Source organism: Gilliamella sp. App2-1 (genome assembly GCF_001690255.1).
In the GTDB taxonomy this organism is placed as follows: Bacteria; Pseudomonadota; Gammaproteobacteria; order Enterobacterales; family Orbaceae; genus Gilliamella; species Gilliamella apicola_G.
Map to the genome: position 1 here is coordinate 36636 of NZ_LZGR01000019.1, position 23419 is coordinate 60054.

The window sequence follows — 23419 nt, forward strand, 5'->3', positions numbered from 1 at the left end:
AAAAAATAACTTTGACATCAACATTCGAGCAAAGAGGATAGTAAATCCCTTTTGCAAGGCCGTCTTCGTTTTGCTCACATGTTCAAATTTTTCCAGAAAAATTTTCACTCAGCTTTGACGTATTATCTATCAATTTTTCTGACAAAGCATAGCCCCGCTAAACATTCTTGTTTGGCGGGCTAATCTCGCTCAATTTCCAAAGCCGAATTAATGGCAATATTAACTTTTGACGATTATAAAAGATTAGTGTATATTTTTATAAAATATCAGATATTATATTGATTTATAAGAAAATCAATCAAACCAAATCATCGTTGCCATTCTGCCAGTTTTGTTTTCACGCCGATAAGAAAAGAATTTATCTTGTTCAGTAAAAGTACAATAATCACCACCAAAAATTTGTGTTATTCCGATCGCTTGTAAACGTTGTTTGGCAATTAAATACAGGTTGGCTAAGTATTTTTGTTCAGTTGAATCGATTAAGCGGAATGCGATTTGTGCTTTTGGATCGACTTTTTCAAATTGTTGTTTGACTTCGATACCCACTTCGAATTTTTTGGCACTGATAGCAGGTCCCATCCAAGCAATAATTTTTGATGGCGGGCTTGAAAATTTTTTAACTGTCTCTTCTAATATACCATTACATAATCCTCGCCAACCCGCATGGGCGGCGGCAACTTCATCACCTTTTGTTGTACAAAATAATACAGGCATGCAGTCTGCGGTTAGTACCACGCTGACTTGTTTTGGTTGATTTGTATATGAAGCATCGGCTTCAAACGATTGATGAGAATTGATATTGCCCATTGGTGGTTGTAAGGCAATTTGTGATATATCAAGTGCTATGGTGCTATGGATCTGAGTTAACCAATAGGGTTCGCTTGGTATTTGTTCTGTTTGAATAATTCGTCGGCGGTTTTCAACAATATGTTCTAAATTATCACCGGTTCGATTTCCCATATTTAAACTTGCAAATGGCGCTAGACTAACGCCTCCTGTTCGTGTTGTGGTAAAAGCGTGGATGTTTTTCGGTGCTGTCCAATATGGGTAAATCGATTTAATCATAATTATCACCAATCTAGTTCATCTTTGTACTGTTCAGTATCTTCTTGTAAAGCTTGAATTAACTTTTGCATGTCTTGTGGTATTGGTACATACCATTCCATTTGATCTCCAGTAATAGGATGGAATAAACGTAGCATTGTTGCATGTAATGCTTGGCGGTCAAAGTTGCGCAAGGTTTGAATAAATGATTCGCTAGCCCCTTTAGGCGGCCTTGGCCTTCCACCATAGAGTGGATCGCCAACTAATGGGTGGGCAATATGTGCCATATGTACGCGAATTTGATGAGTTCGCCCTGTTTCTAAGCGTAAACGCAAGCGGGTATGCAGGCGGTACTTTTCCATTACTCGATAATGCGTGACCGCTGGTTTGCCAGTTGGAAATACTGCCATATGAGTTCGTTTGGTTGGATGGCGCGTGATAGGCTGATCAACCATCCCCCCTGCAGTAATAATGCCCATAACAACAGCTTCATATTCGCGCGTGATTTCACGTTGTTGAAGCGATTCAACTAAGTGCGTTTGTGCATTAACGGTTTTAGCTACCACCATCAAGCCTGTGGTGTCTTTATCTAGCCGATGCACTATACCGGCACGCGGTACGCGCGCTATATCAGGATAATAATGTAATAAGGCATTTAATACCGTACCATCTGGATTACCTGCGCCTGGGTGCACAACTAAATCACGAGGTTTGTTGATCACTAAAATATCGTCATCTTCATAAACAATATCAAGTTTTATGTCTTCGGGTTGGTGATAAGTTTCTTCTTCAATTTCAGCATTGATAGTTATTTTTTCGCCACCAAGCACTCTTTCTTTGGGCTTGTTGATGATGGCGTTGTTGACAGTGACTTTATTATTCACTATCCAATCTTTTATTCTTGATCGTGAGTAATCAGGAAAAAGCGCTGATAATGCTTGATCTAAGCGCATGCCTAGTTGAGTTTGTGCTATTTCGGTTGATAATTTTAACTTGTGCATGTGTAATTTATCTATTTTAAGCTGTTTTGTTTTAGAGTATTATATACCAATCATGGCCTTTAATGTTTAATTAAATTTGGATTGAAAACTGAATGAAATTACCTTTACACTCTTTGTTAGCTATTGCTTTAAGTGGCTTACTAATTGGCTGTACTTCTTCCAAGCCCAATGTTGAAAATGTACCTGAAATTGAACTTTATAACAAAGCAAAAACAGAGCTTGAAAAAGGTAATATTAAATCTAGTATTGCTGTATTAGAGGCTATGGACAAGAATTATCCATTTGGTCCTTATTCTCAGCAAGTGCAACTTGATTTGATTTATGCTTACTATAAATCCGCCGATTTACCATTAGCAATTGCGTCAATTGATCGGTTTTTAAAATTGAACCCAACTCACCAAAATATTGATTGGGTTATTTATATGCGTGGTATTTCAAATATGGCGCAAGATGATAATATGATCCAAGGTTGGTTTAATGTTGATCGCTCAGACCGAGATCCTGATTATGCCTCAGCAGCATTTAAAGATTTTACTTATTTAGTGTCAAGCTTTCCAACCAGTCACTATGTAGCTGATGCACAAAAACGCCTTGTTTTTTTGAAAAATAGGTTGGCTCGCTATCAGTTAAAAATTGCACAGTTTTATACTAAACGTGGAGCTTATGTAGCAGTAATTAATCGCGTAACGAATATGCTAGTTATGTTCCCAGATACCGATTCGACTAAAGAAGCATTGCTTCTAATGCGTAATGCTTATAATGAATTAGGCTTAGCCGATGAAACTCAAAAAGTCGATCAGCTGATTCAAGCAAATCTTGAAAATATGCCTAAAGAAGAGCAACGTTCGTTATTATCACGCTTTACTAGTGTGTTTAATGGTGGTTAAACCGTTCTAAATTTAAGAGCCTGTCTTTGGATAATTTTGTACGGCTTTAATCGCTATTTAATTAAACTTAAATAGCGATTAATTTGTTTTATTGTCGCCCTTTCTGCTTAAACTATTATAGTTTAGTCATTTATTTAATCTCAGCAATAAAATATACTTTATAACTCACAATTTATTCTTCTTTAAATTGATTGTCATTCTTTAAATTTACCACAGCAAGAAATCAATATCTTGATTCATATATCGTTTGTAAAACGTGTCAATAACCAATACAATTAGCAACATATTTTTATTAGCAATAATAGATAGGACATTAACTCGTCATGCAAGAACAATATCGCCCAGATGAAATAGAATCCGCCGTACAAAAACACTGGCAAGAAAATAAAACCTTTCACGTTACCGAAGATCCATCAAAAGAAAAATATTACTGCTTGTCGATGCTACCTTACCCTTCAGGGCGTTTGCATCTTGGTCATGTTCGCAACTATACGATTGGTGATACCATTTCACGTTACCAACGCTTAAACGGTAAAAATGTACTACAACCAATTGGTTGGGATGCGTTTGGCTTACCTGCTGAAGGCGCTGCTGTTAAAAATAATACTGCTCCTGCAAAATGGACCTACGAAAATATTGCCTATATGAAAAAGCAATTACAGCTTTTAGGCTTCGGTTATGATTGGGATCGTGAAGTGACAACTTGCCGTCCAGAATATTACAAATGGGAACAATGGTTTTTTACTAAGTTATATGAAAAAGGCCTAGTTTATAAAAAAACATCGGCAGTTAACTGGTGTCCAAATGACCAAACCGTACTTGCTAATGAGCAAGTGGTTGAAGGTTGCTGTTGGCGTTGTAGTACTCCCGTTGAACGTAAAGAGATCCCGCAGTGGTTTATTAAAATCACCGAATATGCTGAAGAGCTACTTAATGATTTAGATATCTTAGAGGACTGGCCAGAGCAAGTTAAAACTATGCAACGTAACTGGATTGGTCGCTCTGAAGGGGTTGAGTTTGATTTTGCTGTTGAAAATTATGCCGATAAATTACGCGTTTATACAACACGCCCCGATACTTTAATGGGGGTGAGCTTTGTGTCGGTTGCAGCGGAACATCCGCTTGCGCAATTAGCTGCAAAAAATGATGTAAAAATTGCCGAGTTTGTTGCTGAATGTAAAAATACCAAAACAGCCGAAGCTGATATGGCAACTATGGAAAAGAAAGGGATTGCCACTGGCTTTAATGCTATCCACCCGTTAACAGGTAAGAAAGTCCCTGTTTGGATTGCTAACTTTGTCTTAATTGAATATGGCACTGGTGCAGTAATGGCGGTTCCAGGTCACGATGAACGAGACTATGAGTTTGCTTCAAAATATAATTTACCTATTAATCCTGTTATTTTAACTCAAGACGGCAATGCACCCGACTTGTCTGAAAAAGCATATACTGAGCATGGAAAATTATTTAATTCAGGCGAGTTTGATGGTCTAGATTTTGAGCAAGCGTTTAATGCTGTTGCCGATAAATTAATTGCGTTAGGTATTGGTCAACGTAAAGTTAATTATCGTTTACGTGATTGGGGTGTTTCACGCCAGCGTTACTGGGGTGCTCCGATCCCAATGGTGACGCTTGAAGATGGTACAACTATGCCATCACCAGAAGATCAATTACCAGTTATTTTGCCTGAAGATGTCGAAATGAATGGCATAACTAGCCCGATTAAGGCTGATCCTAATTGGGCTAAAATAACCGTTAACGGTCAACCAGCACTACGTGAAACGGACACCTTTGATACCTTTATGGAATCATCTTGGTATTATGCCCGTTACACTTGCCCACACTACGACAAAGGCATGTTAGATGAAAAAGCAGCTAATTATTGGTTGCCTGTCGATCAGTATGTAGGTGGTATTGAACATGCCATAATGCACTTACTTTATTTTAGATTTTTCCATAAATTAATGCGTGATTTTGGTTTAGTATCATCAGATGAACCTGCAAAACGCTTACTATGCCAAGGTATGGTATTAGCCGACGCATTTTATTATACCAGCCCAACGAATGAACGCATTTGGGTGTCACCAACTGAAGTTACCATTGAACGTGACGAAAAAGGCCGAATTGCTAAAGCGGTTGACAGTCATGGCAATAAGCTAGTCCATGCGGGTATGACGAAGATGTCAAAATCCAAAAACAATGGTATCGACCCACAAGAAATGGTTGAAAAATATGGTGCCGATACAGTTCGATTGTTTATGATGTTTGCTTCACCAGCGGATATGACTTTGGAATGGCAAGAGTCTGGCGTTGAAGGTGCCAACCGATTTATTAAACGTGTGTGGCGGTTAGTTTATGAACATGCTCAAAAAGGTCAAACCGTTAAATTAGATATTACAGCCTTAGATAATGAACAAAAATCATTACGCCGTGAACTACATAAAACTATTGCGAAAGTGAGTGATGATATTGGACGTCGACAAACGTTTAATACCGCTATTGCCGCTGTGATGGAATTTATGAATCGCTTGCAAAAAGCGCCACAAGAAACCGAGCAAGATTGTGCACTCATGAGTGAAGCATTAAATGCGATTGTTCGTTTGCTTTACCCTATGATGCCACACGCATGTTTTGTTATGTGGCAAGCCTTAGGTCATAGTGAATCCATTGATAACACAACCTGGCCTGTTGCTGACCAATTAGCAATGATTGAAGACGAAAAACTCATTGTTGTGCAAATTAACGGTAAAGTCCGTGGTAAATTTACGGTACCAGCTGATGCCGAGCAAGATTTTGTTGTATCACAAGCGAAACAAGAGCCTAACATCCAAAAATATTTAAGCGATGGTGCTATCCGTAAAGTCATTTACGTTCCAGGTAAATTGTTAAATCTTGTTATTGGTTAATATTGTTTAATAACTAAATTTAGGCGGTTATAGATATGAAAAAATATTTAGCGTTAATCATGTTATTAACAATATCATCCTTAACAGGATGTGGCTTTCACTTACAACATGATACTGAAGTACCTGAGCGGTTTAAGACAATGTCTTATATAAGTTACGACCCATATGGTCGATTATCCCGCAATATTAAAGAGTTATTACACGATAACAAAGTGACTTTAACCGATAATAATACTGCAGGTCCGGTACCTACATTAAGGATGCTAAGCGAAAATCTAAGCCACAATACCATCTCAATTTATCAAGATGGTAAAGCAGCCGAATATCAATTAGTCTTAACCGTTGAAGCGCAAGTTGTTATTGCTGATCAACACACGTATCCAATCAGTGTACGTGTATTTAGAACGTTTTTTGATAATCCATCTGAAGCATTGGCCAAAACTGTTGAACAAGACTTAATTGAAAACGAGATGTTTAAACAAGCCGCCAGACAAGTTATCCGTAAATTAAAATCGATTGATACGGTCAATTAACGTTGTCATGATTAAAATTAGTGCCGATCAGATTAGTCATAAATTGGGATCACCCTATTATTTAATTTTAGGTAGTGATCCTTATTTACAGCATTATGTGCAAACTGAATTACGAAAAGCCTTTACCCAAGCAGGTTTTAATGAACAGCTTACGTTTGTTATTGATAATCAAACCGATTGGACGGCAATTTTTGATGGCTGTCAGTCGATGAATCTATTTTCTACCAATACTTTGATTTTACTAGATTTTGGTGAGAATATGTTAAATGCTGGTATTACAACTAAACTCAATACATTAAGTGAGGTTTTAACCCCCGATATTGCGCTAATAATCACGCTTAATAAAATCACTAAATCGCAAGAAAATACTATTTGGTATAAGGCATTATCAGATAATCTAGTGGTTGTTAATTGTACCACGCCAGATACGTTGCAATTACCGCAATGGATTAGAAATTATTTGCAACAACAACAAATAACTATTGATCCAAAAGCAATTGAACTGCTTTGCTATTATTATGAAGGTAATTTACTTGCGTTAACACAAATTATTGCGCAGCTAAAATTGTTATATCCCAATCACCGCATTTCTTATGATGAAGTCGAAAATAACATTAATGATTCGGCTATATTTACGCCCTATCATTGGACTGATGCGATGATTGCCAATAAAACAAAGCGAGCTATTCATATTTTACAGCAGCTAAAAATAAATGAATTTGAACCGTTAATTTTGTTGCGGATTATTCAACGTGAGTTGATATTGATGATTAATTTAAAAAAGGGATTGCAAACAAAATCATTAAAACAAACTTTTGATGAATATAAGGTTTGGCAAAATAAAAGAATGATTTATACCAATTATCTAAACCGTTGCGATCTTAAAAGCCTATTTAATTTGTTAGCCAAGCTGACTGAAATCGAAATCAGTTTAAAACATGATAATCAAGCGCAAATGTGGGATGCGATATCTAGTTTATCAATGCAGTTTATGGGATTCGATAAATGCTAACTGCGTTATTAGGGGGAACTTTTGACCCGATCCATTATGGGCACCTTCGCCCTGCTATTTCGTTAGCTAACGAAGTTGGGCTAAAACAGATTAGTTTATTGCCTAATCATATTCCACCCCATAAGCCACAACCCGAAGCAAGCACTGAGCAACGTTTGGCAATGTTAAAATTGGCTATTGAAGATTTGCCATTATTTAAATTGGATGTAAGAGAAATCTTACCTGAAGCTTCAACTCGTCCTTCTTATACCATTGAAACGCTTCAAGCTTGGCGACAAGAAAATGGAAATAGTGAAGGGCTGGCATTTATTATGGGACAAGATTCTTTATTGAGTTTGCCAACTTGGAACAAATGGCAAACGTTACTTAATTATTGTCATTTACTCATTTGTCGCAGACCGGGTTATGCACAAAATACCAACAATGTTGAGCTACAACGATGGGTTGAAACGCATAACACCAAAAACGCACAAGATTTGCATGATTCACCGAATGGTTATATCTTTTTTGCACATACACCACTTGAAGATATTTCAGCGACTGAAATCAGACAAAATATTAACCATCAAGCCAGTTGTGAAAATTTGTTGCCACCCAAAGTATGGCATTATATTTATCAGCAAGGACTTTATCGCGTAAAGAAATAACAGAAAGGACTTTACATCTGACAGTTTTTTCGGCATTATTTCGCCGCTGTGTTTATATATTTTAAATTCAGTTTTTTTGTGTTTATACTTAACTTCGCTAAGTCATCTAATAAAGCTCTAATATAGAGGCAAAACAGATAGTCAGTTGAGTATATTTAATTTGTATTTATTATTAAGAGGCCCCAATGGCAAAAGAAGATAACATTGAAATGCAAGGTACTATACTTGATACACTTCCAAACACGATGTTTCGTGTTGAACTTGAAAATGGTCATGTCGTTACTGCACATATTTCTGGTAAGATGCGAAAAAATTACATTCGTATTTTAACTGGCGATAAAGTTACTGTTGAAATGACACCTTACGATCTATCTAAAGCACGTATCATTTTCCGTAGTCGCTAATATCGTTATCAAAAATAAACTATTTAAAGCTACAAGGCTATAAACTGTTTATTTCTCTCTTTTTTAATAAAAAAATCCGTCGACCCTTGTCGACGGAAAAGAGAGGAGTTTAAACTAAACGATTGAATTAATCTTCTTTCGAAAAGTCCATCTGTTCGTATTTAACCCATTTTGTCTTCTTCACTATTTTGTAGCTAAAGTAAACTACTAAAAATAATGGTATACCAATATAGGTCGCGATAACACTATTCCAATCAATGGTATCTTGTAAAAAGGCCTCGTAATTTTGACCCAGTGTTATAATTAAGCATAATACAAAAGCAAAAATAGGACCAAATGGGAAGCAGCTTGATTGATACGGTAATTGATTAACATCATGACCTTGAATAGTGTAACCCTTTCTAAAACGATAATGGCTAATTGCAATTCCCAGCCAAGCAATAAAGCCTGTCATACCTGACATATTAAGCAACCATAAATAAACAGCTTGATCTTTGTACATCGAGGTTAAAAAACAAAGCATAGCCACAAACGTTGTTGCTAATAACGCAGCACGAGGCACACCTGACGATGATAAATTTGCAAAGATTTTAGGTGCTTTACCTTCTTTAGCAAGTGCATATAGCATGCGGGTTGAAGCATACAACCCTGAATTACCCGCAGATAATACGGAAGTTAAAATAACTGCATTCATTAATGCCGCAGCAGATAATAATCCTGCATGCTCAAATACAAGGGTAAATGGACTAACACTGATATCAGATTCGTCGTTACGTAGTAAGTTAGAATCAGTATAAGGAATGATCAAACTGATAACTAAAATCGCAAAGATATAAAATAACAGGATTCGCCAAAATACCTGCCGCATAGCTTTAGGTATATTTTTTTCTGGATCTTTTGACTCACCAGCTGCAATACCAATTAATTCGGTACCTTGGAATGAAAAACCAACCACCATTGCTACACCAATCATTGATGAAAATCCACCTGCAAAAGGTGCTTCTTTGATGGACCAATTTTTCCAGCCAGCCACTTCGACACCTCGAAAGATGCCAATAATCATTAATAAGCCAACAACAATAAAAATAATCACAGTGACAACTTTAATTAATGAAAACCAAAATTCTGCTTCGCCAAAACCTTTAACTGAAATATAGTTTAAGCAAAAGATGATACTTAAAAACAATAAGCTCCATAACCAGCTATAAGGTCCTGCATCAAACCAATAAGAGATAACTAATTGAGCTGCTACTAGATCTACAGCAACCGTAATTGCCCAGTTGTACCAATAGTTCCAGCCAATGGCAAAACCAAACGCTTCATCGACATAACGTGAGCCATAAGTTGCAAAAGTACCTGAAACAGGTAAATAAGCTGCTAACTCACCAAGGCTGGTCATTAAAAAATACACCATCACACCTATAATGGCATACGAAAGCAATGCACCACCAGGACCAGCCTGAGCAACAGTTGCCCCTGATGCGACAAATAGCCCAGTTCCGATCGAGCCGCCAATAGCTATCATGGCTAAATGGCGGGCTTTTAAATCTCGTTTTAATTTATTTTTCATAATCATTTTCTTCTATCTAAAAAGATTAAATTTAATCGTAAAATTAGTCACTTATTTGATGTACAAAGCTATATGTGGCTAAAATATATCTTAAAATTGTTGATATTTATCATCAAATAATGAAGTGCGGGAAGTTTATCAAAAAAAATACTGTGCGAGATAAATAATTCTAATAATAAAGCTGTTTTATTAAATTTAAGCAATACCTAACCTTTAGTGAATTGTTCTAATTGAGTTAAATAATTCAATGCTTGCGTTCTATTATTACCACACATTTCGATGCATGGTTTTAATCGTCCACAAACTATTGGTCTTGATGGATGCAAAAACAGCTTACATCGATAATTATTATCTAAATGAATGCAAGCAACGCCGGCAGGTTTCCCCTTAGGCATACCAGGAATAGTTGATGAAATGGATGGAGCAATACAGCAAGCACCACAATTTTTCCTGCATTTAAATAAATCTGTCATAGCTTTTCTTTAATTTGAGGAACTTTGTTAAATTTTGTTGGTGACAATAGCAAGTTAGCGGTAAAATAGCGAGCTAATTTTTAATCCTTTTTATTAATAGTGAAGAATAAATATTATGGCTAAAGCAAATGAAATAAAACGTGGCGATGCTGTCGCCTATAATGGTAAATTATTACTTGTTAAAGATATTGATGTTCAAAGTCCAAGCGCACGTGGTGCAAGTACACTTTATAAAATGCGTTTTACCGATGTCAAAAATGGGGGTAAAGTTGAAGAACGCTTTAAAGGTGATGATATTCTCAAAACAATTGAACTATCGCGCCGTCCTGTTAGTTTTTCGTATATTGATGGCGATGAATATGTGTTTATGGATAACGAAGATTTTACCCCTTATATCTTCAAAAAAGAGCAAATAGAAGATGAGCTACTGTTTATTCCTGAAGGCGGCATGAATGGTATTCAAGTGCTAATGGCGGATGGCGAAGTCCTTGCTTTAGAATTACCGCAAACGGTTGATCTCGAAATTGTTGAAACTTCGCCAAGTATTAAAGGGGCGTCAGCCAGTGCGCGAACTAAACCAGCTACGTTATCAACAGGGCTTGTTATTCAGGTTCCTGAATATATTGATAACCACGAAAAAGTCAAAATTCATATTGCTGAACGCCGTTATATGAGCCGTGTCGAATAACCAATAGAATTGTAATGAATATATATAATCAAAATAAACTACACAAACGATTGCGTCGTTTGACTGGCGAGGCAATCGCTGACTTTAATATGATCGAAAAAGGTGATCGTATTATGGTTTGCTTATCAGGTGGTAAAGATAGTTATACTCTGCTTGATATTCTGATTAACTTGAAAATCAGTGCGCCCATAAACTTTGAACTAATTGCCGTTAATTTAGATCAAAAGCAACCGGGGTTTCCTGAAGATGTTTTACCTCAGTATTTGCAATCCCTAGGCATTGAATACAAAATCGTGCAAGAAAACACCTATGGTATTGTCAAAGAGAAGATACCTGAAGGTAAAACAACTTGTTCGCTTTGTTCACGACTACGCCGAGGAATTTTATACCGTACAGCCACAGAGCTTGGTGCAACTAAAATAGCCCTTGGACATCATCGTGATGATATTTTAGAAACACTATTTTTAAATATGTTCTATGGTGGAAAACTCAAAGCGATGCCACCGAAACTAATGAATGATTCAGGCGAACATATCATTATTCGACCACTAGCTTATTGCAAAGAAAAAGACATTGCTAGATATGCTGAAATCAAGCAATTCCCTATTATTCCTTGTAATCTTTGTGGTTCACAACCAAACTTACAAAGACAAGTAATTAAAGAAATGCTCAATGATTGGGATAAAAAGTTTCCTGGACGTATCGAAACTATGTTCCGTGCAACACAAAATATCACTCTATCCCATCTGTGTGATACCAATTTATTTGATTTTAAAGGAATTAAAAAAGGTGATCTTGCTGTTAATGGTGGCGATATCGCTTTTGACCGCGAAGATATCGCACCTATCGCAGGTTTTGATGCTTCAGAGCTTAAAGGTCAAGATATGATTTTATGGCAAGAAGCTAAATAGTTCGTTAATATCCTGCCTGTGATAATTATTTTCTCAATTAATGCCACTAGACACGAAAGTGGCATTAATGTTTATTTATATTACACAACAAACTTAACAAGCTGGATTTTGAAAAAAATTGATATCAACCATACATTTGAGCAAATTAATAATATTAATTGCTACGTTAACCATTTTTGCCAGCATTGGTTGACTATTTTTTTCTCTTGTATAAATAGCGAGTTATCAACCGTACTAGGTTGTAATTGCAAGGCAAGTTGATGAATTTTATTGCGCATGTCGATATAAGCTTGTGTTAGCTGCTGTGCTTCATGACAGTCCATGATTTGATAATTTGTTGCAAGTTCTAAAATTCGAACATTATCGCTCCACGTTGTCATTTTAGGATATTGATGAGCATAATTAAGCACAAGATATTGCGATAAAAACTCAATATCCCCAATTCCCCCCTCATCAATCTTTAAATTAAATAAATTAGCTTGTGTCGTGCCAAGATGACTTCTCATTTTTTTACGCATTTGCCAAACTTCTGTTTTTAGTTTTTTTTCATCACGCTTTTTACAAAGTACATTACGACGAATTTGGTTAAAGCGTTTAATTAATTCATCTTCACCATAAACTGCTCTGGCTCGCACTAATGCTTGATGTTCCCATGTCCACGCTTCATTCATTTGGTAATCTGCGAACGAATCTAAACTACATGCAAGTAGCCCAGCATCGCCCTGAGGGCGAAGCCTTACATCGACTTCATATAAAATACCAAAGCTAGTGCGCACATTAAATAAATGAATAATTCGCTGAACTAAACGCAAATAAAATTGACGGCTATCGATCTGTTTATTACTACCATTAGTCATACTGTTGATAGGGCAATCATGCAAAAATACTAAATCTAAATCTGATCCATAACCTAGCTCCCAACCACCTAGTTTGCCATATGCAACCACAACTAATCCTTTATCATTATCGGCTAAATGTTCTGGACTTCCATAACGGGTAACCATCTGATTCCATGCCATTTGCACCACAAAATCTAATAATGATTCAGCCACATAAGTTAGGTGATCGCTTACTTTCATGGTGGTTAATACATTCTCAACATCGGCAGCCGCTATATGCAGTAATTGCATCTGTTTAAATTGTCGTAAAGCTTCGAGTTGTTGTTCTTCATCATCAACTTGAATACGTAATAAATATTGATAGAGCTGACTTTTATACTCATCAGGCGCAACGGTTTGATACAATGAATTAATATCAATAAGTTCATCTAACAATATAGGATAATGAGCAAGTTGATCACTAATCATTGGCGATGCACTACATAAGCGAATTAATTGTTTTAAGGCAGTCGAATATTCTAGTAATAACTCTAAATAAGTAGTGCGACTGACAATATTAACCAGCAAAGGCAAAATTCTTGATAAAACCACTATTGCTGTCTTTTCGCTACAAATTGACTCTAATAAACGTGGCATTAATTGATCGAGTATTTCGCGCCCTCGTACACCAATGGTGCGTTTACCAATATCATCACGAAACTGTACCAGCAATTGATGAAGTTGCTTAACTTCTGTATCTGAAAAAGCCGGTAATATTTGGCTGACATCGCTTATTTGAAGATCAGGTACCCAAAGATCGTCAAATTGATCGTTATATTGTTTGGTTGTTAAGGTTGATTCTGATTCATTTTCGCCAATAAGTTCATTAAAGATTTGTCGATTAATTTGCATTCGTTTGGATAAGCTATGTTCAAATTCCCCCCAATTAGTAAATCCCATGCTTGTGGCTAAACGTAATTGATCGAGCTCATCATCAGGTAGTGTTTGAGTTTGTTCATCGCAAATAGCTTGTAGTATATTTTCACAACGACGTAAAAATAAATAATTTTCTCGTAGTACGGTTACTTCGTCAGTGTTAAGTAATGACTCTTGTTCAATAACCAGTAAAGCCGCCAGCAGTGAACGTGTTTGCAAACCAACCACTCGACCACCACGAATGAGTTGAAAGACTTGTACAATAAACTCTATCTCACGAATACCCCCAGCTCCAAGTTTGATATTATTCTTTAACTCGCGACGGCGCACTTCACGTTCAATCATACTTTTCATATTACGTAATGATTGTAATACACTAAAGTCGATATAACGGCGATAAATAAACGGTTTTAATAATTGGTAAAGTTCGATGGTATAATGTGCTTGTTGGCAACCAAGTATCTTCGCTTTGACCATTGCATAACGTTCCCAATCACGTCCTTGTTCTTGGTAGTAATCCTCCATAGCAGAGAAACTTAGTACCAAAGGTCCACCATCACCAAGCGGTCGCAAGCGCATATCAACACGGTAGACAAAACCGTCTTCAGTTATTTGATCTAGTGCTTTAATTAAACGTTGACCTAATCGAGTAAAGAATACAGCATTATCTAGCTCTCGCCGCCCTCCTTGTGTTTGCCCATGCTCTGGATAAGTAAAAATCAAATCAATATCGGACGAAAAATTAAGCTCACCACCGCCTAGTTTTCCCATACCTAAAACCAGTAGTGGCTGTGGTTCACCTTGAGCATTACAAGGTATTCCCCATTCTTTACAACTTAGCTCATATAGCCAATCACGAGCAGTAACAATGATCACCTCAGCCAGTTCACTTAATTGTAATAAAATCTGCTCATCATTGCTGATATGTGCTAATTGAGACCACGCTAACCGGACTAAAATATAACGACGAAATTGTCTTAATATCTTCATAAATTCAGTTTCATCTGAAACTGTTAGTAATTTTTCATTTAACCAAGTTTGGTAATACTGCCTTTCGTCTGCTTGTGGTGAATTTTTTACAATGTCAGAAAACCACTGTGGAAATCGATAAAAGGCATCCACCAAAAAATCACTGTAAACTAAAATATCCAGATTAGCTTGTATTTGAGTTGGATTGCATTGTGCTAGTTTAGCGATGACTTTGACCTTTTGAGCACCAATAATATTTGTTTGTTGCATATTACTTTCCCACCTACAAAGTTGATTAACTAATAGTACCCGATCTTTTTAAAAATAGCTTAACACTTATTTTCGGTACTGTGTAAGTAGATAACTCTCAACAAATAAAGTAGATAAATATGTTAGTCTTAATTATAAATATCTATCTATTGAATAGCATTCTTAAAAAGACCCAAGTAACCAACAAAACAAGATGTAAAACTCGATAATTTGAAAAACGATAGTTTCATTGGACTTTCTTTATATCTCTATTCAATTTATTCCATTAGTGATTTATTAGTGCAATTAACATTAACTTTAATTTAGTGTTTATCTCACTATAAGCAAAATCTTTTACTGAATGAACAGATAATTTTGCCATTTGCCATTGGGTAAATTCTGGTTCGTGAGATATCAATTTATCTTTCAATAGATGATCTACCTGATTTAACGTTTGTTGATAACCTTCTAAATCATTCACTTCTAATGCATACTCTTCGTTTTGTTGCCAAAATTCGAGTAAGTTAGATATGTCATATTGAATTGAGGTGTCATAAGGATATTTTCTTATCGACTGATTATTCAATAATCGATAACCTCTGGATGCTTTACTTTGTGAAAATAGATGTAAATGAAATCGGCTTAGCTCAATAGCAAAATTAAGTAAATCTTGTTTACTACCTTGTTTGAGCTCTAGCTCGACTTCTTGAATGATTTTAACTTTTCCATTTGACTTAATTTCCCCTTGATCTAATACCACTTCAATTTCGCTAGTCGCAAACGAAATCAACCAAGCTTGTCTTAAAAAATTCGTACTAAACAAAGGCAATAAATCTTTTTGTAACCAACCAATATTACAATTATCAGGCAATGCCGAATATGGTAATACAGTTAAATCAGGTTCTGAATTAGGTAATTCGGCATTAAATTCTGTACGTTCGTGTAACCCAGCCACAGATTTACTATCACACTTTAAGGTGATTTCAAACTGTTTTTTATTATTATCTTCGCACTCCCTTACTCGCAATCCACAATGGTTGTTGCGCAAATAATAACCTCTTGTATCATAATAAGTATTGATCAGATTCAGTTTTGCAGAGCTTCGTTTAGCTGATAAAATAGCCGACAATTCAGCTTCGTCACAATCCGCCCATTGTTCTAAAAAATTTTTTAAACTAGCAATATCGCTGGTATTGATTTCAAACTTTAATTCAATTTCGTTACTCATTATTCAGTTTTATATTGGTTATTTTGCTATATCATATATTGAATAATCTAAGAAATATACTCAATCATGAATTAACAAAAATTGAACCAGATAAATGTTTTAAAGGTAGCTATAGTTTTATTCATTAGTTAAGTAATATGAAGCTGCTCACTTATGAGTGTGAGCAACAGCAAATTTATAATTTGGTTAGTTTAATAAATCTTTAGATAACAAAAATAGTTATTTTACAACACGAAATGGATTAGGTTTGGGTTTAGATTGCACCGGTTGTTGAGATGAAGTTTCTCGTTTTGCATGATATTGTGGTTCATCCTCAAATCCCATACCAACACCGTTTTCTCGGGCGTAAATGGCCTCGATTGCCGCCATTGGCACAACAATGTGTTGAGGCACACCAGAAAAGCGAGCATTGAATTCAATTTGTTCATTAGTAGCTAAATATTGACCGACTGATTGTGGAGCAATATTTAATACGATTTGATTATTTTGGATAAACTCCTGCGGCACTAATACTCCATATACCGAAGTATTCACCACAATATAAGGCGTTAAGTCGTTTTCTAAAATCCAATCATAAAAAGCTCTAAATATATAAGGGCGACGTGGAGTCATTTGCTCAAGTTCCATTAAAACCACCTAGTCTAAAATTATCGTAAATAAAGATAAATTTAATTGATTATGATCTTATCTTTTTTTCTTCTTCGGTTAATGAATTAACAAAAGCAGGACGCTCAAAAATTCGCGCCATATAAGCTAAATAATTCTTTTCAGCCACTTTGGGTAATTCAATATCAAGTAACGGTAAACGCCAAAGTAATGGAGCAAAATAACAATCACATAAAGTAAAATCATCACTCATAAAATAATCTTTTTCTTTAAACATAACCGAAATTGAAATAAGATCATCAAGAAGATTTTTCCGAGCCGTTTTGGCTACATTGCTATTAGGATCGGCAATAATCATTTCGTAAGCGCTATACCACTCTTTTTTAATGCGATACATTGTTAAACGAGAATTTGCACGAACAATTGGATAAACTGGCATTAATGGTGGATGCGGAAAGCGTTCATCAAGATATTCTAATGCAATATGTGGTTCATATAACGTAAGATCGCGATCAATTAAAGTTGGAATTGAACTGTAGGGATTAAGATCCAATAATTCCTGTGGTAGATTATCTGCCGTTACAAACTCTATTTCGGCAGTTACCCCTTTTTCTGCCAGAACAAAACGAATCTGATGCCCGTAAATATCTGTTGTATCACAAAATAATGTCATTACAGAACGTTTATTAACAGCAACAACCATATTCACTCCAAATATGTAAAATTAAAATAATTCTTGTTGGTAGTTATTCTAACAAATTGGATAACAAAATTGTTAAAAAAAATAAATTTTCTTAAATTCTTTTCATGAAGAATACATTTTTAGCAAGAAGTTTCAGGAAATCATACGTTTTAGTATAACGGAAAAACAAATTATTTAGATTTATCTAGTCAAAGAATATTTATTGTGTAGGTAACCTTCCATTATTAAAACTTTTAACCTACTGAACTTTGTTTTTAAATAAATAAAATCAGCATAAAAAAACCCAGATAATACTGGGTTTTTGAAACAAACTTGTAATGTGTTTGTAATGTTGAAATTAACGTTTGCTGAATTGTGGACGACGACGTGCTTTGCGTAGACCCACTTTTTTACGTTCAACTTGACGTGCATCACGAGTTACGAAGCCTGCTTGACGTAACGCAGAACGCAAAGTCTCGTCATATTCCATTAATGCACGAGTAATACCGTGACGAATCGCACCAGCTTGACCTGAAATACCACCACCTTTAACCGTGATGTAAAGATCAAGTTTGTCAGTCATTTCAACTAACTCTAACGGTTGCATAACAACCATACGAGCAGTATCACGACCAAAGTATTGTTCTAATGAACGTTTGTTAATAACGATGTTACCACTACCTGGTTTGATAAATACACGAGCAGCAGAACTTTTGCGGCGACCTGTACCGTAATATTGATTATCAGCCATCTTTTATCCCCTTAAATATCTAATACTTGCGGTTGTTGTGCCGCATGATTGTGCTCATTACCAGCATAAACTTTTAGTTTACGGTACATTGCACGACCAAGAGGACCTTTCGGTAACATGCCTTTTACAGCAATTTCGATGACTTGTTCAGGATGACGTTCAATCATTTCTTTAAAAGTCGCTTCTTTAAGTCCACCGATATAGCCAGTATGACGATAATAAATCTTATCAGTGCGTTTTTTGCCTGTTACAGCAACTTTTTCTGCATTGATAACGATAATATAATCACCTGTATCAACATGTGGCGTATATTCTGCTTTGTGTTTACCACGCAAACGGCTTGCGATTTCAGTAGCTAAACGACCTAACGTTTTACCTGCTGCATCAACAACATACCAGTCGCGTTTAACTGTTTCTGGTTTAGCTGAAAAAGTACTCATTCGTAATTATCCAATTTTTAAATTAATCTCACGTTAATAAATCATTTGATTTATTTACACTTTTTGATTACCTTTATTAATTAATTTACCCCTTCGAGTAGTTATATTAATATTGATAACCGCAAACAACGTTGGGAAAAACATTGTCGTAACGTGGGTGGCAACATTATACAGAAATAATATAAAAGCGCTAGAGCAAAAAAGAAAAAATCATGGCGATAAGAAGAGCTTACTGTTAAACTTTCACTTAACATTAAATAACGACATATTGATATAAATGAACAATACAATTCGACTTTCTAAAGAAGATTATATAGGCAGAGGCTTACACCGCAAATGCTATCATCATCCAGAAAATCCCAATAAATGCATTAAAGTCAATTATAATGATGGCGCAGAAGAAGAAACAAAACGTGAAATCAGCTATTATAAGCACCTTATTAAACGTAATGTTTCATGGGGTGCATTAGCCCAATATTATGGCCCTGTTTCAACAAGTTATGGTGAAGGTCATGTTTTCGAACTTATTCGAGATTATAATGGTGAAATAGCTATACCTCTTGAAAAATACCTTGCTAATAAAAAATTAACTCAGCAATATTATGATGATTTAGTTATATCATTAAAAAATTTAAAATCAGCCCTATTAAAAGACCGCATTATTACAATGACAATAAAAAGCAAAAATATATTATTTCAACACTTAAGTACTGAAAAAAGCCGTTTAGTGATTATTGATAATATTGGTAACTCAACCTTAATTCCTATTGCCACTTACATTCCTTTTTTTGCTAAAGCTAAAATTGAACGAACTTGGCAACGTTTTTTAACATCAATGATTAAAGAAAATAGCCACAATATATTAATCACTCGTTTAGTTGAAGATGTGAATCAATGATACAAAATTGTGCAATAGCACCTTTCATATTATCGGGCCTATTTTTTAGGCCATGATGTAACTTAGCTATACGGTTGACAATACTTACCCCAAGCCTAATACCGTTATGCTTGAGATCCATGCAAAAAAAAACTTGGGTCAGTTTTTCGCTTTTAGATTCATCAATCTCCTTGCCTTCATCTTCGACCGTAATAACGATGTCCTTTTTATATTGATAACAACTTACCATAATTTTGGTGTTATCTGGACTGTAGTGATAACTATCTTCGATCAAATTACGCACTAACAGTCTTATGAAGGTCACATCACCATTAAAAACAAGATCTTTATTAATTATATACCACTCAAGTTTTTGCTGTTTTTTTAAGGTTAATTGTGTTAGCTCATCGAACAGACGAATCATAATATCATTATAAAAACTAATATGTTGATATTGACCATTTGTGAAATTTTGACTGGCTCGTGCAAACATGATTAAAATAACTTTTCGACGGTATTAACTAAACGATCTATACGACTAATTAATTCACGACAATCAATCTTAGGTTTATTTTCTAACAATTCTAAATGCAAACGGATACCCGCTAAAGGTGTTCGCATTTCGTGAGACACATCAGCAGTAAAAAGACGTTCTTGAGATAATGTATTATTCAACCTAACAAAAAAGGTTATTTAATACGGATGTAATCGATTTAATCTCCCCCATATTACTGATTGGTTCAATGAGTTTTGGATTTTCTTCGGTACGCTGATTAAGATTTTTTTCTAAAATTTCAATTGGTTTTATGATTCGTTTGATGAGTTGGTATGCTAAAAATAGTGTGACTAACATCATTGAAAGCGCAGAACAAAATAAAACAAAAATGGCTTCTAGCTCTTCTTAAACAACTTCATCAATTTTATTTTGGCTTATAGTTAAGCTAATCAAAGTATCAATTTGTTCTTTACTTTCAGGCCATAACTAAAGAACGGTAATAATCTGACAAAACAACATAATAAAGCCTAAAGTAAAGAAAAGGTTCCAACGAATGCTATGTCGTATATTATTAAATAATTTTGAAATCATAATTTGTCTAATTTGAATTAATCAACTATCGGATTTACTCACGTTGTTTACAGTAAATCTATGGCTTTGCCCATTCTTGCCAAACTGTAACGGCTTTTGGGCTATTCCGTTATATGGTGCCGTTGTTTAATTTCAGCTAACTCTGCTAATGATGTGGCATTAAATGCTTCTACCATCCATTCGGGCCAGTCTTGACCGTCAATCCTATGGGCTTTAAATTCCGCTTCTTGATCTGATTTATATTCACCATCATCGATATTGGCCACATCACAAAAAAACATAAAACTATTGATCCAACCCCAAACAAATGTACTCCCTGCGCCTGCTCGGGCAGGATCTAGCATGATATGATCAATCACTTGATGCGTACCGGATTGGCACACCATTAACACGGTCGAGGTTAGAGCATTACGCGACATATTATGGATAATAACACCATGCAAATCATCCCAATCATACTCCTTTATACGGCGTTTTTTCGGTTGTAAAAATACCGCAGGACGGCGTAATACTTTAAAGTTAAAAAAATAACTTTCGTTAACATAGACTTTACCTGTTTTACGGTTAAATATAATAGGGCTACCACGACGGGAGAATAGATTATGATACAGTTGAGGAACAGCATAATACATACCGATACAACAGATAATAAAACCCAAAATTACTACTATATCAATAAATTCTATTTTAGAGCTATCATGGTGTACCAACAACCAAAGACATCCAATGATAGCTCCACTCCCACAAATAATAGCAACAAAATAAAGGCAAGCATAAAAAATCTGATCATTGTGATCCTGACGAATAAAGGCACAATAGTTATTATTGGCATAGCTTAAACGATCGTCATGCAGGGGCACTAAACGTGGACCTTTATCCAGATCGCCAAACCAACCAAAAATTTGTGGACGGTATTTTGATGGCATGATGACTCTCCTTTTTATTTATTCATCGTGAAATGGGTTGCTGCTGCGATTTATGATAAGTGGGATTTCGTCATCATCTTAGCTATTCCGTTATATTGTGCCGTTGTTTAATTTCAGCTAACTCTTCTAATGATGTGGCATTAAACGCTTCAACCATCCATTCGGGCCAGCCTTGACCGTCAATCCTATGGGCTTTAAATTCCGCTTCTTGATCTGATCGGTATTCACCGTCATCGATATTGGCAGATTTATAATGCACCATAAAACTATTGATCCAACCCCAAACAAATGTACTACCAGCGCCCGCTCGGGCAGGATCTAGCATGATATGATCAATCACTTGATGCGTGCCCGGTTGGCACACCATTAACACGGTTGAAGTTAAGGCATTACGTGACATATTATGAATAATAACACCGTGCAAATCATCCCAATCATATTCTTTGATACGGCGTTTTTTCGGTTGTAAAAATACTGCGGGATGGCGTAAAAACTTAAAGTTAAAAAAGTCACTTTCGTTAACATAGACTTTACTCGTTTTACGGTTAAATATAATAGGGCTACCACGACGGGAAAATAGATTATGATAGATTTCTGGAATAACAAAATACATAGCAATAAAGCATAAAATAACACCACTTAACGCTGCTAAAAACATGTTAGTTTCTAAAATTGGATTACATAAATAAGTCAATATAGATAATATAACCACTGCAGAGCATAAAAGAATAACAGCAATGATGTAAATACATAAATAAAAAACTTGATCAGAAGGAATCTTACGAATAAAGGCACAATAGTTATTATTAGCATAACTTAAGCGACGATCATGCAGGGGCACACTATAAGGACCTTTATCTAGATCCCCAAACCAACCAAAAATTTGTGGACGGTATTTTGATGGCATTTTATTCTCCTTTTATTTATTCTTCATGAAATTGGTTACTGCTTCGGTTAATGATAAGTGGAATTTCGTCATCATCTTGTGCATTAGGGCTGATATTGATTTGATAGTTATTTATTAGATCATAAGCAAAGGTGCCCGCTACCCAGGTTATTACCGTTAGGTGACTTTCTGGCTGGTTAGGATCGGGCTCTTTTACTTCGATTTTTTCAATATCGGTAAAATTAGATTGCCATACCGCTTTGCCCTGAGTGAGGGTTTTAAAGGTTTTTGTTTCATAGCGGTTGATAAAGTAGTTTTTATCGGTGGTGACATATTCGGTGATTTTTAGGGTTTCTTTGGCTTTATCTTCGTTTAGGTGGATTGGGGAGTGCGCCTCTCCTGAGTCGTGATTTACCCCTGTTAAACTGATATTAAAGCGAGATTCAATCATATCCTCATAACTTTGCCCATTCTTGCCAACTAATTTAACTGAAGCCTGTAACGGCTTTTGGGCAATAGCAGCGCAGTTTGGGTATGTTAAATAAAAATAGAGGTGACGATGATATAGCTTCATCCCACTAAATGAACTTGGTTTTTTAAAGATGATAAAAGTTTCAATGCCTGACACCGCAACCAAATAGTCATTCACCGAATGACCAAAACCGACAAATGTCTTTTGCTCTTCGTGATAAGCGTCGTACCCCAAATAGGCAAACTCTTTTTGCACCCCAAAATAACAACGGTTTAACCAGTGATCGATAAGGGTAAAATTATCGTATTCTTTACTCAAAGCAATTAGGTATAACCCCACTAATGAGAATATAACGCCAAAGCCTATTACAAAACCTGAACTGGCTAATAAAAATATAGCGCTAGCTCCTAATAATA

At 35.7% G+C, this 23419-nt stretch carries 24 protein-coding genes; 9 read left to right on the forward strand and 15 right to left on the reverse strand.

Annotation, left to right across the window (positions count from 1 at the left end):
• Window positions 1–294 precede the first annotated feature (294 nt).
• Both pgeF and rluD read right to left on the reverse strand, forming a co-directional pair.
• Window positions 295–1062, reverse strand: a complete 768-nt coding sequence (pgeF, locus tag A9G22_RS02405) for a peptidoglycan editing factor PgeF (RefSeq protein ID WP_075508306.1) — start codon at window positions 1060–1062, stop codon at window positions 295–297.
• A gap of 8 nt (window positions 1063–1070) precedes the next feature.
• Complete coding sequence (gene rluD / locus A9G22_RS02410) at window positions 1071–2045, reverse strand: 23S rRNA pseudouridine(1911/1915/1917) synthase RluD (protein WP_075508300.1); 975 nt, start codon at window positions 2043–2045, stop codon at window positions 1071–1073.
• A 92-nt stretch (window positions 2046–2137) separates the two neighbouring features.
• Between rluD and bamD the strand changes: the two genes are divergently transcribed.
• From bamD to infA, 6 genes are all read left to right on the forward strand, one after another.
• Window positions 2138–2932, forward strand: coding sequence for an outer membrane protein assembly factor BamD (gene bamD / locus A9G22_RS02415; protein WP_075508301.1), 795 nt, complete (start codon window positions 2138–2140; stop codon window positions 2930–2932).
• A 323-nt stretch (window positions 2933–3255) separates the two neighbouring features.
• Window positions 3256–5838 (forward strand): leucine--tRNA ligase, encoded by a 2583-nt coding sequence (leuS, locus tag A9G22_RS02420; protein ID WP_075508302.1) that lies wholly within the window; start codon window positions 3256–3258, stop codon window positions 5836–5838.
• A gap of 35 nt (window positions 5839–5873) precedes the next feature.
• On the forward strand, window positions 5874–6371 hold the full coding sequence (gene lptE / locus A9G22_RS02425) for an LPS assembly lipoprotein LptE (protein ID WP_065586093.1): 498 nt from the start codon (window positions 5874–5876) through the stop codon (window positions 6369–6371).
• Between the two features lie 7 nt (window positions 6372–6378).
• Window positions 6379–7383: a DNA polymerase III subunit delta gene (holA, locus tag A9G22_RS02430; RefSeq protein WP_065586092.1), complete on the forward strand. Its 1005-nt coding sequence runs from the start codon at window positions 6379–6381 to the stop codon at window positions 7381–7383.
• Window positions 7377–8030, forward strand: coding sequence for a nicotinate-nucleotide adenylyltransferase (nadD, locus tag A9G22_RS02435; protein ID WP_065586091.1), 654 nt, complete (start codon window positions 7377–7379; stop codon window positions 8028–8030). Before holA ends, nadD begins: the two co-directional genes overlap by 7 nt.
• A gap of 185 nt (window positions 8031–8215) precedes the next feature.
• Window positions 8216–8434 carry a translation initiation factor IF-1 gene (gene infA / locus A9G22_RS02440; protein ID WP_025315083.1) on the forward strand — a complete coding sequence of 73 codons (219 nt, stop codon included), beginning with the start codon at window positions 8216–8218 and terminating at the stop codon, window positions 8432–8434.
• A 127-nt stretch (window positions 8435–8561) separates the two neighbouring features.
• Here the strand turns inward: infA and A9G22_RS02445 are convergent, their stop codons facing one another.
• Both A9G22_RS02445 and A9G22_RS02450 read right to left on the reverse strand, forming a co-directional pair.
• A complete protein-coding gene (locus A9G22_RS02445; protein WP_255306864.1) occupies window positions 8562–10004 on the reverse strand; it encodes an amino acid permease in 1443 nt (480 codons plus the stop codon).
• Window positions 10005–10210: 206 nt separating this feature from the next.
• Window positions 10211–10477: a YkgJ family cysteine cluster protein gene (locus tag A9G22_RS02450; RefSeq protein WP_065586089.1), complete on the reverse strand. Its 267-nt coding sequence runs from the start codon at window positions 10475–10477 to the stop codon at window positions 10211–10213.
• A gap of 115 nt (window positions 10478–10592) precedes the next feature.
• Between A9G22_RS02450 and yeiP the strand changes: the two genes are divergently transcribed.
• Window positions 10593–11165: an elongation factor P-like protein YeiP gene (gene yeiP / locus A9G22_RS02455; protein WP_065586088.1), complete on the forward strand. Its 573-nt coding sequence runs from the start codon at window positions 10593–10595 to the stop codon at window positions 11163–11165.
• A 14-nt stretch (window positions 11166–11179) separates the two neighbouring features.
• Window positions 11180–12076, forward strand: coding sequence for a tRNA 2-thiocytidine(32) synthetase TtcA (ttcA, locus tag A9G22_RS02460; RefSeq protein WP_065586087.1), 897 nt, complete (start codon window positions 11180–11182; stop codon window positions 12074–12076).
• Window positions 12077–12237: 161 nt separating this feature from the next.
• Here ttcA and glnE read toward each other — a convergent pair whose 3' ends face one another.
• The 6 genes from glnE to rplM all read right to left on the reverse strand — a co-directional run bounded on the left by glnE (window position 12238) and on the right by rplM (window position 18755).
• On the reverse strand, window positions 12238–15069 hold the full coding sequence (gene glnE / locus A9G22_RS02465) for a bifunctional [glutamate--ammonia ligase]-adenylyl-L-tyrosine phosphorylase/[glutamate--ammonia-ligase] adenylyltransferase (RefSeq protein WP_081296906.1): 2832 nt from the start codon (window positions 15067–15069) through the stop codon (window positions 12238–12240).
• Window positions 15070–15334: 265 nt separating this feature from the next.
• A complete protein-coding gene (locus A9G22_RS02470) occupies window positions 15335–16276 on the reverse strand; it encodes a CYTH domain-containing protein (protein WP_065586086.1) in 942 nt (313 codons plus the stop codon).
• 219 nt (window positions 16277–16495) lie between these two features.
• A complete protein-coding gene (locus A9G22_RS02475) occupies window positions 16496–16903 on the reverse strand; it encodes a ClpXP protease specificity-enhancing factor (protein WP_075508303.1) in 408 nt (135 codons plus the stop codon).
• 49 nt (window positions 16904–16952) lie between these two features.
• Window positions 16953–17585 (reverse strand): glutathione S-transferase N-terminal domain-containing protein, encoded by a 633-nt coding sequence (locus tag A9G22_RS02480; RefSeq protein WP_065586084.1) that lies wholly within the window; start codon window positions 17583–17585, stop codon window positions 16953–16955.
• A 337-nt stretch (window positions 17586–17922) separates the two neighbouring features.
• Entirely contained in the window at window positions 17923–18315 is a 393-nt protein-coding gene (gene rpsI / locus A9G22_RS02485) for a 30S ribosomal protein S9 (protein WP_034915459.1), read from the reverse strand.
• An 11-nt stretch (window positions 18316–18326) separates the two neighbouring features.
• Entirely contained in the window at window positions 18327–18755 is a 429-nt protein-coding gene (gene rplM / locus A9G22_RS02490; protein WP_065566227.1) for a 50S ribosomal protein L13, read from the reverse strand.
• Window positions 18756–19032: 277 nt separating this feature from the next.
• Between rplM and A9G22_RS02495 the strand changes: the two genes are divergently transcribed.
• Entirely contained in the window at window positions 19033–19653 is a 621-nt protein-coding gene (locus tag A9G22_RS02495) for a YrbL family protein (protein WP_075508304.1), read from the forward strand.
• Here A9G22_RS02495 and A9G22_RS11050 read toward each other — a convergent pair.
• The 5 genes from A9G22_RS11050 to A9G22_RS11345 all read right to left on the reverse strand — a co-directional run.
• Window positions 19622–20125 carry an ATP-binding protein gene (locus tag A9G22_RS11050; RefSeq protein WP_082264484.1) on the reverse strand — a complete coding sequence of 168 codons (504 nt, stop codon included), beginning with the start codon at window positions 20123–20125 and terminating at the stop codon, window positions 19622–19624. The two genes, A9G22_RS02495 and A9G22_RS11050, sit on opposite strands and share 32 nt — an antisense overlap.
• Window positions 20126–20127: 2 nt before the next feature.
• Entirely contained in the window at window positions 20128–20307 is a 180-nt protein-coding gene (locus A9G22_RS11055) for a histidine kinase dimerization/phospho-acceptor domain-containing protein (protein WP_176700213.1), read from the reverse strand.
• A gap of 513 nt (window positions 20308–20820) precedes the next feature.
• The gene (locus A9G22_RS02505) at window positions 20821–21645 is read right to left on the reverse strand and encodes a DUF6708 domain-containing protein (RefSeq protein ID WP_075508305.1); all 825 of its coding nucleotides are present in this window, start codon (window positions 21643–21645) and stop codon (window positions 20821–20823) included.
• Between the two features lie 82 nt (window positions 21646–21727).
• The gene (locus tag A9G22_RS02510; protein WP_065586038.1) at window positions 21728–22552 is read right to left on the reverse strand and encodes a DUF6708 domain-containing protein; all 825 of its coding nucleotides are present in this window, start codon (window positions 22550–22552) and stop codon (window positions 21728–21730) included.
• A gap of 16 nt (window positions 22553–22568) precedes the next feature.
• Window positions 22569–23419, reverse strand: an 851-nt coding sequence (locus A9G22_RS11345; protein ID WP_176700214.1) for a hypothetical protein, incomplete at its 5' end; no start/stop codon positions are given.